13 protein-coding genes are annotated in these 13,024 nt (G+C 58.8%); 9 read left to right on the top strand and 4 right to left on the bottom strand.

Features of this window, described 5'->3' with window-relative positions:
* Nucleotides 1–104: 104 nt before the first annotated feature.
* A complete protein-coding gene (locus ACL2XP_RS16905) occupies nucleotides 105–1,691 on the top strand; it encodes a methyl-accepting chemotaxis protein (protein WP_413734048.1) in 1,587 nt (528 codons plus the stop codon).
* A gap of 35 nt (nucleotides 1,692–1,726) precedes the next feature.
* Here the strand turns inward: ACL2XP_RS16905 and ACL2XP_RS16900 are convergent, their stop codons facing one another.
* On the bottom strand, nucleotides 1,727–2,491 hold the full coding sequence (locus tag ACL2XP_RS16900; protein ID WP_413734046.1) for an SDR family NAD(P)-dependent oxidoreductase: 765 nt from the start codon (nucleotides 2,489–2,491) through the stop codon (nucleotides 1,727–1,729).
* Nucleotides 2,492–2,684: 193 nt separating this feature from the next.
* On the opposite strand from ACL2XP_RS16900, the gene ACL2XP_RS16895 reads away from it, so the two are divergent.
* On the top strand, nucleotides 2,685–3,296 hold the full coding sequence (locus ACL2XP_RS16895) for a TetR/AcrR family transcriptional regulator (protein ID WP_413734045.1): 612 nt from the start codon (nucleotides 2,685–2,687) through the stop codon (nucleotides 3,294–3,296).
* A gap of 15 nt (nucleotides 3,297–3,311) precedes the next feature.
* Here the strand turns inward: ACL2XP_RS16895 and ACL2XP_RS16890 are convergent, their stop codons facing one another.
* Nucleotides 3,312–4,337 carry a LacI family DNA-binding transcriptional regulator gene (locus tag ACL2XP_RS16890; protein ID WP_413734044.1) on the bottom strand — a complete coding sequence of 342 codons (1,026 nt, stop codon included), beginning with the start codon at nucleotides 4,335–4,337 and terminating at the stop codon, nucleotides 3,312–3,314.
* Between the two features lie 294 nt (nucleotides 4,338–4,631).
* Between ACL2XP_RS16890 and ACL2XP_RS16885 the strand changes: the two genes are divergently transcribed.
* The 3 genes from ACL2XP_RS16885 to ACL2XP_RS16875 are packed head-to-tail and all read left to right on the top strand — an operon-like array spanning nucleotide 4,632 to nucleotide 6,650.
* Nucleotides 4,632–5,081, top strand: coding sequence for a PTS sugar transporter subunit IIA (locus ACL2XP_RS16885; protein ID WP_413734042.1), 450 nt, complete (start codon nucleotides 4,632–4,634; stop codon nucleotides 5,079–5,081).
* A gap of 13 nt (nucleotides 5,082–5,094) precedes the next feature.
* A complete protein-coding gene (locus ACL2XP_RS16880) occupies nucleotides 5,095–5,361 on the top strand; it encodes a PTS sugar transporter subunit IIB (RefSeq protein WP_413734041.1) in 267 nt (88 codons plus the stop codon).
* A 29-nt stretch (nucleotides 5,362–5,390) separates the two neighbouring features.
* Nucleotides 5,391–6,650 (top strand): PTS ascorbate transporter subunit IIC, encoded by a 1,260-nt coding sequence (locus tag ACL2XP_RS16875; protein ID WP_413734039.1) that lies wholly within the window; start codon nucleotides 5,391–5,393, stop codon nucleotides 6,648–6,650.
* 92 nt (nucleotides 6,651–6,742) lie between these two features.
* Here the strand turns inward: ACL2XP_RS16875 and ACL2XP_RS16870 are convergent, their stop codons facing one another.
* Entirely contained in the window at nucleotides 6,743–7,447 is a 705-nt protein-coding gene (locus ACL2XP_RS16870) for a DUF2461 domain-containing protein (protein WP_413734038.1), read from the bottom strand.
* A 150-nt stretch (nucleotides 7,448–7,597) separates the two neighbouring features.
* Between ACL2XP_RS16870 and ACL2XP_RS16865 the strand changes: the two genes are divergently transcribed.
* The 4 genes from ACL2XP_RS16865 to ACL2XP_RS16850 all read left to right on the top strand — a co-directional run bounded on the left by ACL2XP_RS16865 (nucleotide 7,598) and on the right by ACL2XP_RS16850 (nucleotide 12,305).
* Nucleotides 7,598–9,211, top strand: a complete 1,614-nt coding sequence (locus ACL2XP_RS16865; protein ID WP_413739197.1) for an ABC transporter substrate-binding protein — start codon at nucleotides 7,598–7,600, stop codon at nucleotides 9,209–9,211.
* A 299-nt stretch (nucleotides 9,212–9,510) separates the two neighbouring features.
* Nucleotides 9,511–10,572, top strand: coding sequence for an HlyD family secretion protein (locus ACL2XP_RS16860; RefSeq protein ID WP_413734036.1), 1,062 nt, complete (start codon nucleotides 9,511–9,513; stop codon nucleotides 10,570–10,572).
* Nucleotides 10,562–11,671, top strand: a complete 1,110-nt coding sequence (locus ACL2XP_RS16855; RefSeq protein ID WP_413734035.1) for a DUF2955 domain-containing protein — start codon at nucleotides 10,562–10,564, stop codon at nucleotides 11,669–11,671. The genes ACL2XP_RS16860 and ACL2XP_RS16855 overlap by 11 nt, the downstream gene beginning before the upstream one ends.
* 100 nt (nucleotides 11,672–11,771) lie before the next feature.
* Nucleotides 11,772–12,305 carry a winged helix-turn-helix transcriptional regulator gene (locus ACL2XP_RS16850; protein ID WP_413734033.1) on the top strand — a complete coding sequence of 178 codons (534 nt, stop codon included), beginning with the start codon at nucleotides 11,772–11,774 and terminating at the stop codon, nucleotides 12,303–12,305.
* On the opposite strand, the gene dcuR is transcribed toward ACL2XP_RS16850, so the two are convergent.
* Nucleotides 12,302–13,021: a two-component system response regulator DcuR gene (dcuR, locus tag ACL2XP_RS16845; protein ID WP_413734032.1), complete on the bottom strand. Its 720-nt coding sequence runs from the start codon at nucleotides 13,019–13,021 to the stop codon at nucleotides 12,302–12,304. The genes ACL2XP_RS16850 and dcuR overlap by 4 nt on opposite strands.
* Nucleotides 13,022–13,024: the final 3 nt, after the last annotated feature.

The raw sequence follows: 13,024 nt of genomic DNA, 5'->3' as shown, positions 1-13,024 counted from the left end.
GCAGCAAAAGAAACGAATTGGCGCAAATAATAATAAAGTTTTCGCTCATCCCGCCGATTGACCTGAAGCTACGCGTTATTCTTTCGCCAATTATTGAGGTGCAGATGAGAATTAACAATCCGGTTACTCTAAAAGAGTATTCGATTGACAGTGAAACAACATTACAATCCGCAACCGATTTACAGGGCAATATATTTTATGCCAACGCGGCATTTGTGGATGCCTCCGGTTATCACTATCAGGATTTAGTTAATCAGCCCCATAATATTGTGCGACACCCGGATATGCCCGCCGCGGCCTTTGCGGATATGTGGCAAACGCTGCGCGCCGGGCATTCATGGTCGGCGCTGGTAAAAAATCGCCGCCGGAACGGCGATTTTTATTGGGTGCGCGCCAACGCCACGCCCGTCTGCCATAACGGGCAGGCCACCGGCTACCTGTCCGTGCGCATTGCTCCGACCCCCGGGGAGATCAAGCAGGCGGCGGCGCTGTATAACGACATTAATTCCGGTAAAGCCAAACGGCGGCATTTGGCGCTCTATCGCGGCCTGTTGGTGCGCACCGGCCTGCTTTCCCCGCTGTCGCTGCTGCAAAAACTACCGCTGCGCTGGCGCTTGCGCGCCGGGCTGCTGGTGGCCGCGGCCCTGCCGCCGGCCAGCGCCGCGGCGTTCGGTCTGGGACCTGTGGCGCAGGGCGGCGTAGCCCTGGGCGGTTTTTTGGCGAGCGCGCTTTGGCTTTACCGGCAGGTTGAAAAGCCCGTCGCCACCATCCTGACGCAGGCGCAAAGACTCTCTTCGTGCCAGGCCGGCGACTATGTGCATTTCAATCGGGTGGATGAGATCGGCTATTTGCTGCGCAGCGTTAATCAGATGGGACTGAATCTGCGTTCTTTGACCGATGACGTCAGCGGCCAGATTAATGAAATCAATACCGCCAGCGGTGAAATCGCGGTAGGCAACCGGCAGCTGAAAATGCGTACGGAACTGGCCGGCGACAATTTGCAACAGATTATCAGCGCCACCGAGGAACTGGTGGCCACCGTGCGCAACAGCGCCGATAGCGTCAATGAAACCCGCACGCTGGCCGCGATGAGCAGCAGCGCCGCCGAAGAAGGTCTGGCGCGGATGCACCAGGTGATCGCCACCATGGGCGATATCAGCGATTCCAGCCGCCGCATCGTCGATATTATCGCCGTGATCGAAGGCATTGCGTTCCAGACCAATATCCTGGCGCTAAACGCCGCCGTGGAAGCGGCCCGCGCGGGCGAGCAGGGGCGCGGATTCGCGGTGGTGGCCGGCGAGGTGCGGCTTTTGGCCCAGCGCTCGTCCGTGGCGGCCAAAGAAATTAAAGACTTGATTGAAACCAGCGTGGATCGCATCGCGGACGGTAGCAAATTGGTGCGCAACGCCGGCGCCACCATGGATAATATCGTGCAGCAGGCCGGGCAGGTCGCCACGCTTATCGGTGAAATCAGCACGTCGACCGGTGAACAAACCAAGGCCCTGACCCTGATTAGCCAATCCATCGGCCAACTTGACACCATGACCCACCAAAATGCGGAAATGGTGGAGCGCTATGCCGAATCCGCCGAAGAGCTGTCCCACAGCACGGTGCGTCTGGCGGCGGCGGTAAATGTCTACCGCCCCCATCGGGATACGGCCGCGCGCGGCGCGGCGGCGTCCAGGCAATAATGGCCCTGAAGCCAGGCGCATTGGCTGCAGCCCGTTTACATCGCGCTTTGGCCGCCGTCCACCACCAGCGCCTGGCCGGTGATATACGAGGACCGGTCGGATAGCAGGAACAGCGCCGCCTCGGCCATTTCTTCCGGCTCCGCCAGGCGGCCGAGCGGGATGCCCGCGCCAAAGGGATGCGACGCCTTGCCCTGGTCATCGGTGACGATCCGTGAGTTGGTCATCGGGGTGCGGGTGATGGAGGGGTTAATGGAATTGACGCGGATGCCGGCGGGGCCGAACTCGACGGCCGCGGCCTGCGCCAGCGAGACGATGCCGCCTTTGCTGGCGCTGTAGATGGAGGTGCCTGGCAGGGCAATCCTGGCCAGCACCGAACCGTTGAACACAATGGCGCCGCCGCCGCCCTGGCGCTTGATCTGCGCCACTTCCGCCTGCAGGCAGAAAAAGGCGGCCTTGAGGTTGGTATCGATTATCTTATCCCATAGGGCTTCATCCAGGGTTTCAATGGGGCCGCCACCGGCTACGCCGGCATTGTTGAATGCTCCGTCCAGCCGGCCGTATTTGGCCACCACCCGCTCGATGACGCCCGTGATGGCGGCGGTTTGCGTCAGGTCCGCCTGGATAAACAGCGCGCTGCCGCCGGCCTGCCCGATCTGCTCGGCCACGTCGCGCCCGGCGTCCGCCTGCCGTCCGGTCAGCGCCACCTTGGCGCCTTCGCGGGCGAACAGGAGGGCGCTTGCCCGGCCGATACCGGACGTTGCGCCGGTAACCAATATCACTTTGTTGTCTAACAGCCCCATGATGAATGTCTCTTTTGAGTGAGTTGCGTTGTGTAAGCCTGGACGCGAGAGTCCTGCGGCGGCAATAACGCCGCACGGCTCTTGCACCCGCCGGCCCCGTGATTTAAGATGTTGGTCATAATCTAATTTGAATTATATGATGATCGACATCTAACTTGTCAATAGCCGGTGCCGATTTTTACGGAGGTGTGTTGTGCGCGTTACTCGTGAACAGGCGGCCATTAACCGCGAGCGGGTTCTTCATCAGGCGGCGGAAATGTTTCGCGAGCACGGCATCGACAGCGTGAGCATCGCGGATGTGATGAAGTCCGCCGAACTGACCCACGGCGGCTTCTATAAGCAGTTTGACTCGAAAGAGGCATTGGCCCGCGAGGCGTGCTCCCGCGGCCTGGCGCAGAGTATCGGCGCGTTATATGACACGGCGGCCGCGGCGCCGGCCAACCCCCTGCGCCGGGTGGCCGAGGCCTATCTTTCGGCCGAACACCGCACCAGCGCGGGGTCGGGTTGTACGCTGTCGGCTCTGGCGGCGGATGCGGGCCGCGGTTCGCCGGAACTGCAGGAGGTGTTCGCCAAGGGCGCTATCGCCATGGCCAGGGCATTACATGAGATCGCGGGGCGGACAGCCGAAGGCGCCGCCGCGCCGCCGGCGCCCGCAGAGCAGGACTTGCCGGACTTTGCGCTGCTGTCCAGCCTGGTGGGGGCGGTGATCCTGGCCCGCGCCGTGGGCGCGGCGCGGCCGGCACTGGCCGATCGTATCCTGGCCGATACGCTTAACCCTATCGCCGGCGCAGAAAAAAAACCATGACCCCGGCCGGTATGATTACCGGCGGGCGGTGCTGGCCCGCATCATCAGCCGGGTTTCCAGCGTAACGCACTCTTCGACGTCTTTGCCTTCCAGGGCGGACCAGACGTGTTTGCCCGCCAGGGTGCCCATCTCGCGGTAGGGCACGGCCACGGTGGTCAACGCCGGCGAACAGATCTCGGCGACGGTGCTGCCGCCCAGTCCCGCGACGGCGAGCTGGGCGGGAACGGAGATACCGCTGGCGTGGCAGGCGGCAATGGCGCCGCAGGCCACTTCGTCGGCGGTGCAAATCAGCATATCCAGCTCTGGCCAGGTCAATAAAATCTCGGGTAATAATTTCTTGCCGGTGCTGAAATCCGGCGGCAGCGAGGAACTGATGACCCGGTGCGGCGACTGATTGAGCGATAGCATGGCGGAGTGCCAGCCGCTGAGGATTTGCTGGTGGATGGTATGCTCATGGGCGGCGCACAGCAGGGCGATATGGCGAAAGCCCTGGATGGCGAGGGCGTTGATCAACTGCTTGATGGCCAGGCCGTAGTTCGCCCCGACGCTCATCATGATCGGGGAGGGGATGACGCCGCCGATTTCCAGCACCGGAATGCCGGCATTCACCAGCAGGCGCTGGCTCTCCACCGAGTTATCAAAATTATACTGCACCATGGCGGCCGGATTATACGACAGCAGCATGGCTATCAGATTGGCGCCGCGGGCGGCGGCATAATGATCTTCAGCGAGCATCACATCATACCCCCTGGGCCGCAGCACCGATTGCAGCGACTCGGAAATAATGGCGCAGCCGGGGGTGGTCAACGACGGTACCACCATGGTCACCAACCGGGAGGACGCCGACGCCAGGGTGCTGGCCGCGAGATTGGTGACATACCCCAGTTCGCTCACCGCCGCCTCGATTTTTTCGCGTAGTTTAGGCGACACCTTTTCCGGCTCGCGCAGCGCGCGCGACGCGGTCATGGTGCTGACCCCCGCCATGGCGGCCACGTCGGCCAGGGTGCTTTTGCCGGTGTTGCGGCGCTGCTTCACCTTCATTGCTGCTTTACCTTCATCTGTACTCCATGTCTTCCCCATTGGCGCCGGGGCGGGGGTTGGCGCAGCCGCGGATTTTACCATAACCGTCTAATGAAATTGCCCCCTGGGCCGACATCGTGGATGATTTCTTGCGCTACAGCAGCGGCATAATAACAGTATAGGAATATGTAATGTTAGCGTTAACACTATTTTGCCGTCAGATAATGTTAGCGCTAACTTTTGGGATTTATGTCACAGAATTGAGTTTACTTTTTCGCCTACACTCCGGACATCTTCACCAAATCGAGGTCCCTTATGCTGGCTAAATGGTTAACCACCGACAGGATTGCCATTGTTGAACGGGTAGCCGATTGGCGCGAGGCCGTCGAGCTGAGCGCGCGTCCGCTGCTGGCCCAGGGAGCCATAACTCCCGGCTATATCGAGGCGATTTTCGCCTCCCACGCGGATATCGGGCCTTATTATGTGCTGGCTCCAGGCTTGGCCATGCCCCACGCCCGGCCGGAAAAAGGAGCGATCAGGCCCGCGCTGTCCTTGCTGCATATCAAGCAGGGCGTCAGCTTCGAGTCGGCGGAAAACGATCCCGTGCGGGTGGTGATTATGCTGTGCGCCCAAAACGGCGACGAGCATCTGGCCATGATTTCCCGCCTGGCCGAGTTGTTCAGCGATGAAGACGATTTACCGGCCCTGCTGGCGGCGGATACCTATCCGGCCATCCAGGCGCTGGTTGACAAATACTCACTTTGATTTAGGGCTGATTATGAAAAAGATTCTGATTGTATGCGGTAACGGTTTAGGCAGCAGCTTTATCGTGGAAATGAATGTCAAAAAAATCATCAAGGAATTGGGTAAAGAGGCTGAAGTGAGCCATACGGATTTAAGTTCCGCCAAATCGGAAGCCGCGGATATTTATATCGGTTCCAATGATATTATTTCCGGGCTGGATGACGGCGTGCGTAATGTATTCGGTTTAAGTAATCTTTTAGATAATAATAAGATAAAAGAGATCCTTGCCAATAATTTATAATTTATCCACGGCAGTTTATGGAGCATGCAATGCTTACGTTCATTATTAATGATGTATTAGGGACGCCTGCAATTCTGGTGGGGTTATTTTCGCTATGCGGGTTAATTCTTCAGAAGAAATCTTTTTCCGACACGGTATCCGGCACCCTGAAGACCATTATGGGTTTTCTTATCCTGATTGCCGGGGCGGGCGTAATTGCTACTACGCTAACCAGCTTCAGCGAGCTGTTTGTCCATTCCTTTAATATTCAGGGCGTAGTCCCGAATAATGATGTGGTCGCCGCGCTGGCGCAGAAAAATTTCGGCACCTCCACGGCGATGATTATGATTTTCGGCATGCTGGTGAATATTGTCCTGGCCCGTATTACCCCGCTTAAATATATTTTCCTCACCGGCCACCATACCCTGTATATGGCGGCCATGCTGGCGGTAATCCTCTCTACCGGCGGGCTGGGCGGATGGGTGCTGGTGACCACCGGGGCTATTATCCTCGGCGCCCTGATGGTGATTTCGCCGGCGATTTTGCAGCCGTTTACCCGCAAAATCACCGGCAGCGACGATTTCGCCCTGGGGCATTTCGGCTCTACCGGGTATTTATGCGCCGCCCTGGTGGGTAAAGTGGTCGGTAAAAACAGCCGGTCCACCGAAGAGTTCAAGGTGCCTAAATACCTTAAATTCCTCCATGATTCGTCCATAGCCATTGCGTTGACCATGACCATATTATTTGTCGTACTGGTCTTGATTGCCGGCAAATCTTTTACCGAAACCCAGGTCAGCGGCGGGCAGAATTATATTATCTTCGCCATTATCCAAGCGATCACATTTGCCGCGGGGGTATATATTATTCTGGCCGGCGTGCGGATGGTAATTGCGGAAATCGTGCCGGCGTTCAAGGGTATCGCCGATAAAGTGGTCAAGGATGCCAAACCGGCGCTGGATTGCCCGACGGTATTTCCGTTTGCGCCCAACGCGGTTATTATCGGTTTTTTAAGCAGCTTTTGCGCCGGATTGATCAGCATGTTTTTCTTCCCGATGCTGGGGCTGAGCGTTATCGTACCGGGACTGGTGCCGCACTTTTTCTGCGGCGCCACCGCGGGAGTCTATGGTAATTCCACCGGCGGGCGCCGGGGGGCGATTATCGGGGCTTTTGCCAACGGCCTGATTATTTCGTTCCTGCCCGCGATATTATTATCGGTGCTGGGGGATTTGTCCGCCTCCACCACCTTTGGCGACGCCGATTTTGGGATTGTCGGCATTGCGCTGGGTAAATTTATGACGCTGTTCCATTGATTACGGATATCGCCGCCTAAAGCGCCGCCGCCCGCCGGATAGCGCTATCCGGCGGGCGGCCGTGTCATATCATCGCCTGCGGGGCCGCTGATTTACAAATCTTCCAGCGGAATCGGTTTAAGCGTCTCCACCTTCATCAAAAAATCATATAGCGGTTGCAGTTGCCGGAAACCCTGGGCCAGCCGCGATGCCAGCTCCGCGGAAAACAGCGCGTCGATATGGGTATCGGTGGTCATCACCGCAAATGATTTACGGTTGTACCACTGGGCGAGGGCCGGTTCCTGCTCCTTGATCAACGGGCGTTTATAACTTTCCCCCGCTAATTCAAACGGTGCGCGGCAGCGGGCCGCGGCGGCGGCAAAATCCCGCGGCTGGCGCAGCATCAAATGACGGAACCGATCCATGGTCGCTTTACTGGCGGAGTAATATCCCAGGCCATAATGGAAAAAGTCCGGTGTAATTTCAAAAAAGTAAACCGGGGCGTCGGTCCACTCTTTCGACGGCCGCTTGAACGTTAGCCACATGCGGTTGCGGTATAACGATTTATCCTTGGAGAACCGCGTGTCGCGATAGATGCGCGACAGTGTTTTGCCGATGGCCGGCCTGGTCTCGAAACGATCGTCGATGGCCAGCATGGCGGGGGCCAGTTGCTCCACCAGCGCCCGGAACGGCGATAATAATTCGCGGTTGTATATTTCCCTATGGGACTCGAACCATTCTTTGCTGTTTTCCCTGACGATTTGCTGTAAAAATTCCAATCCGGCAGGGGCGAACCCCTGGAAAGAAGATGATTGCACGGTTATCCCCGCGGGCAAAAACCTTACTTTAACGCGTCGCGGCGCGCTTTCCTATACTCTGGCAAGGCGTTAGCGGTTATATGTAGCAGGTCGGCATTTCAGCTTTTATTTTAAGAGGGATAAGGGATGAATGAGTTAAGCAAGGCCAAAATGAAAAAAACGGCGCTGGCCCTGGCCGCGATCGGTGTTTTATTCCCCGCGCTGCCGGCGTGGGCGGCGGTGGTACCGCCGGGGACGCAACTGGCGGCTAAACAGGAAATCGTGCGTAATAACGGCAGCGAGCCGGCGTCCCTCGACCCCCATAAAGTGGAGAGCGACGTGGAATTTAATATTATCAGCGACTTTTTCGAGGGGCTGGTGAGCGTCGATAACGACGGCAGCGTGCGCCCGCGCCTGGCGGCGAGCTGGGAGAATAGCGATAATACCGTCTGGACCTTCCACCTGCGCCCGGGCCTGACCTGGTCAAACGGCGATCCCCTGACCGCCGACGACGTGGTATTCAGCTGGCGCCGGCTGGTGGATCCGCATACCGCTTCGCCCTATGAAAGCTATCTGGGCAATATGCATGTGGCGAACGCGCGCGGGATTATCGACGGCAGACAGCCGCCCGACGCTCTTGGCGTCAAGGCGCTGGACGCCCGGACGGTGCAGGTGACCCTGACGCAGCCGACGGCGTATTTCCTGCAAATGCTGGCCCATCCGTCCCTGATGCCCATCGAGCAAAAAGCGGTGGAGCAATTTAAGGAAAAATGGACCCAGCCGGGCAATATGGTCACCAGCGGCGCGTATACCCTGGGGAACTGGGTGGTCAACGAACGGCTGGTGGGCGTGCGCAATCCCCGCTACTGGGACAATGCCCATACGGTTATCAATAAGGTCACCTATCTGACCATCGGTTCGGAAACGGCGGACGTCAACCGCTATAAAACCGGCGAGATCGATGTCACTTATACCCTGCCGCAAACGCTGTTCGCCTCCCTGCAAAAGGAACTGGGAAACCAGGTGCATGTCTCCCCCAAGCTGGCCACGTATTATTACCAGTTCAATACGCTAAAAGCGCCGTTTAACGACCCCCGGGTGCGCCAGGCGCTCAATCTGGGGCTGGATAAGGATATTATCGCCAGCAAAGTGCTGGGCATGGGCCAGATCCCCGCCTGGCTGATCGGCCAGGAGACGATCGGCGGCGTGACGCTGCAAAAACCGGATTATGCCGCCTGGCCGCGGGAAAAGCGTCTAGCCGAAGCGAAAAAACTACTGGCCGCGGCCGGGTTCGGTCCCGACCATCCGCTGGTATTCTCGCTGTTGTATAACACCTCGGAATCGCATCAGCGTATCGCCATCGCGGCCAGTTCGATGTGGAAGAAAAACCTGGGGGTAGAGGCCAAGTTGCAAAATCAGGAGTGGAAAACCATGCTTGATACCATGCATCACGGTAATTTCGATCTGGTGCGCTACGCGTGGGTGGCCGATTATGACGACGATTCGACGTTCCTGAATAATTTCCGCACCGGCGATAGCGAAAATACCTCCCATTATGCCAACCCGGTGTTTGACGAGGCGCTGAGAAACGCCGCCCAGGCCGCGACCGTGACCGAACGGGGCAAATATTACCAGCAGGCGGAAGATGTCTTGGCCAAAGACGTGCCCGCCATTGCGGTCTACCACTATGTGGGCACCAAATTGGTCAAACCCTATATCGGCGGTTTTAGCATGAGTCCGCTGGACTTTTTTTATACCAAAGATCTTTACGTCATCCAGCATTAATCCCGGCGCCGGCCCCGCATCGATCCGGGCCGGCGGCTCGCGCCGCCCGGCGGAACATCCCCCCAATGGTTTACCCGTGAAGCCGGTTGTTTTCCCGCGTAATCGCCACCCGATCGGCGCGCTGATTAAGTTACTTGCATTATGCAATCCACTTGGTTAAAGTGACTTGCAACATGAAAGTAACTGGTTGTCGGCGGGCAGACTGACGCGCCGAGTCAGGCTGCCCGGTAGCGGAAGCCATGCCGATGCGGGCATGACGTCACAGCGGCGCGCGAATCTTTAGCATTGAGCATATTTCCATGACCCCGGAGCAGCATTTTAATCGTTGGGTACAATTTGCCCTGTTGGTTTTTATCCTGGCGTTTGCGTATTTTATTGTCGCCGACACCCATATGCCGCTGACCCCGGAGTCGCGCTTGCTGCGGCCGGTAGTGCCGGTGGCGTCCCAGGTCTCCGGGCGGGTGATCGGGGTGGCGGTGCGGGCCAACCAGCATGTCGCGCGCGGGCAGTTACTGTTTACCCTCGATGACGGCACGTTCCGCCTGGCGGTGGCGAAAGCCGCGCTGGCCCTGGAACAGGCCGTGCGTGAAAATGGCGAACTGGATGCCCAGATCGCTTCCGCCGCGGCCGACGTGCGGTCCGCCCGCATTGAAGCCGATAACCAGCAGCGCGACCTGGGCCGCTATGAGGCGCTGAGCGCCAGCCAAAGCATTTCCGCCCAGACCCGCGATCAGACCCGGGCCAAGTACCGCACCGCCGTGGCCCGGATAGCGGCGGCCGAAGCCGGGCTCGGCCAGCTGCGCACCCAGCGCGGTGCGGCGGGAAACGGCAACCTGCAACTGCGACAAGCGCGTAACGCCCTGGCCGAAGCGCAGCTGGCATTGGATTATACCCGGGTGCATGCCGCCATCGACGGCGTGGTGAGCAATCTCCAACTGACGGCGGGAGATTACGCCGCCACCGGCAGCCCGGTGCTCGCCCTGGTGGGCGATAACCCGGATTTAGTGGCGGATTTCCGTGAAAAAAGCCTGCGCCGGGCGCTTGCCGGCACTCCGGCCCGGGTGAGCTTCGACGCGCTGCCCGGACGGGTGTTTACCGCCCATATAGCGTCCCATGAGGCGGGGGTCAGCGACGGGCAATATTTGGCCAACGGCACCCTGGCCGAACCGGATGTTTCTGATCGCTGGGTACGCGATGCCCAGCGCATGCGCATCCATCTGGTGCTTGACGAATGGCCGGCCCGGCCGCTCCCTACCGGGGCGCGGGCCACGGTACAATTGCTGCCCGGCGACAATCCCATCGCGCGCTGGCTGGGCGGCGCGCAAATTTATCTGGTCAGCCTGATCCATTATGTCTACTGAAACCTCAACCTCAACCCCAACCTCAATCCCGGCCCCGGCCGGCGGGCGGTTCAACCCGGGACGGTGGTTGCCGCTGGCCGGCCACCCGCTCTCGGCCAACGATTTACGCCAATGCCTGCGCGCGGCGGCGGCCGGCACCCTGGGATTTTTGGCGTGCAAGATCTTTGACTGGAATTACGGCGTGTTTTTTACCGTTTATCCGGTTTTGCTGGTGGGGCTGCTGCCGGTGTTCAGCGGCCATATTGCCCGCCAGTTTGTGGCCGCGGCCATGATCAATAGCGTTGAGGTAGGACTGATCGCCGGATTTTTCAGCCATATGCCGCTAGTGATGACGATTATCGTCTTCGGGTTGTTTTTTTTCCGTTTCCGGCTGATGAGCCGCGGCCCGCTGCTGCTGTTTGGCGTCAGCAGCGTCATCAGCCTGAGCGTCATGTTTAATTTTGCCAGCTATCCGACTACCGATCTGCACGATCTGCTGATCGGCAATGTGGCGGCGACCTGGCTGTCGGTGCTGATCGCCGCCCTGGTCTACTATTGGTTTCCCGATGCCGACCCCCGCAGCCCGCCGCCGCGGGTGGAAAAAAGCATCGAGCGCATCCGCCATGAAACCCTGCTGGGGGCCAGCCTGGCCACCGTGTCGTTTTTGGTATTTCAGCTTATGAGCCTGCACGATTCGCTGTCCGCGCAGGTGGCATCCATATTGATCCTGTTTCCCATGCATTACCGGGGCATTATCGCGGCCGCGCGCTGGCGGGTGATCGGGGTTATCCTGGGCTGTTTTTTCGGCCTGCTGGTGCAATTACTGCTGTATGATAATTTCCATATGCTGCTGCTGATACTGCCGTTGTTCTGGGTCGGATTAATGCTGGGCGCGCGCATGCACGTCACCGAAAAGGTCGGCTCCGGTATCGGCTTCGGCGCCATGACCACCGTGGCCATTTTGTTTGGGCAATATTTGCAGCCGAACCAGGATCTGGTTTATACCGATCTGTATCGGATCGGTTCGGTGGCGGTGGCGCTGCTGGTGACGCTGGCGGCGGTGTATATAGCGCACACCGCGCTTAATCTGTTCGCCGCCACCCGGTTTATCCCCGATTAAGGCGCCGGGGGTTTATACGGGCAGCGGCCAATTAACGCCTTGCATGCGGGCTGACGGCCGATTAGCCTGCCAGGGGACAGTGGACAATGGGAGATACCCGGTGAAACATTCCGATTTCAGCGCGCTGCCGTGCCCGGTGGCGCGCAGCGTGGACAGGGTGGGCGAGTGGTGGAGCATTATGATCCTGCGCGACGCGCTGGCGGGCCTCACGCGCTTTGATGAATTCCAGAAAAGCCTGGGCATCGCCCCGAATATCCTGACGCGGCGGCTTAACGACCTGGTGGATGCGGGGCTGCTGGAAAAGGCGCGGTATTGCCAAAAGCCGCCCCGGTATGAATATTTGCTCACGGACATCGGCCGCGACTTCCATATGGTCATGATGACCTTTGTGGAATGGGGCAACCGCCATTTCGCCCCCGAAGGACATAGTACGGAAATCATCGATCGGGAAACCGGCCGGCCGGTACGCCTCGGGCTGGTCGATCTGGATACCGGGCTGCCCATCAGTAGCGAACGCCACCAAATGGGTCCCGGCCCCGGCGCCGGCGCGCGTATACGTTATCGTTTTGATTATATCGCCCGCAAGCTCGCGGGCGGCGAAGCCGACGTGAAATTTGACCCGCCGCCGCGCTAGCGCGGCGAATGCTGTTTTAACGCATCCAGCCGGTCCGGCAGCAACCGGTACTGGTAGGCCGGCCGGCCCGCCGAACCATAAAAGATAGAGGTTTGGAGCGTGCCGGCTTCCGCCAGGTAAATCAGATACTTACGGCAAGAAACCCGGGAGATTTTAATTTCGTTCGCCAGCGTATCCGTGGAGAACTCCTGCTGCTGATGTTGCTCAATCCATTCACAAATGGTGCGCAGGGTAATGGCCGTCAGTCCCTTGGGCAGTTTCTTCTGCTCCTGCTGCGCGCCGGTATGATGCAGTAAATTATCCACTTCCGCCTGGATCACGTTTTCGTGCCGGTCCAACAGCGCTTTCTCCTGGCGGTAGCCCGTCAGCGCCTGCTCGAAGCGCGCAAATTGAAAGGGTTTGATTAAATAATCCACCACGCCGTATTTCATGGCTTTTTTAACGGTGGGCACGTCGCTGGCGGAGGAAATCACGATCACATCGGTTTGCTCGCTGAAGGCGCGGATAGTGGGCAGCAGATCCAGCCCGTTGTCCTGCTGCATATAGATGTCCAGCAGGACTAAATCAATGGCGTTATCGGGCTGGGTCAACAGGGTTTTCGCCTGTTGCAGCGTGGATACGCTGGCCAGGCAGCGAAAACCGCTCACCTGGTTGAGGTAGCATTTATTGAGCTCCGCCACCATGGCGTCGTCATCGACAATCAATACATTAATCATACG

The organism is Sodalis sp. RH21 (assembly GCF_047324175.1).
Classification (GTDB): Bacteria; Pseudomonadota; Gammaproteobacteria; order Enterobacterales; family Enterobacteriaceae; genus Acerihabitans.
The sequence above is the reverse complement of the archived record's forward strand: the minus strand, read 5'-3'. Positions and strand labels throughout refer to the sequence as shown.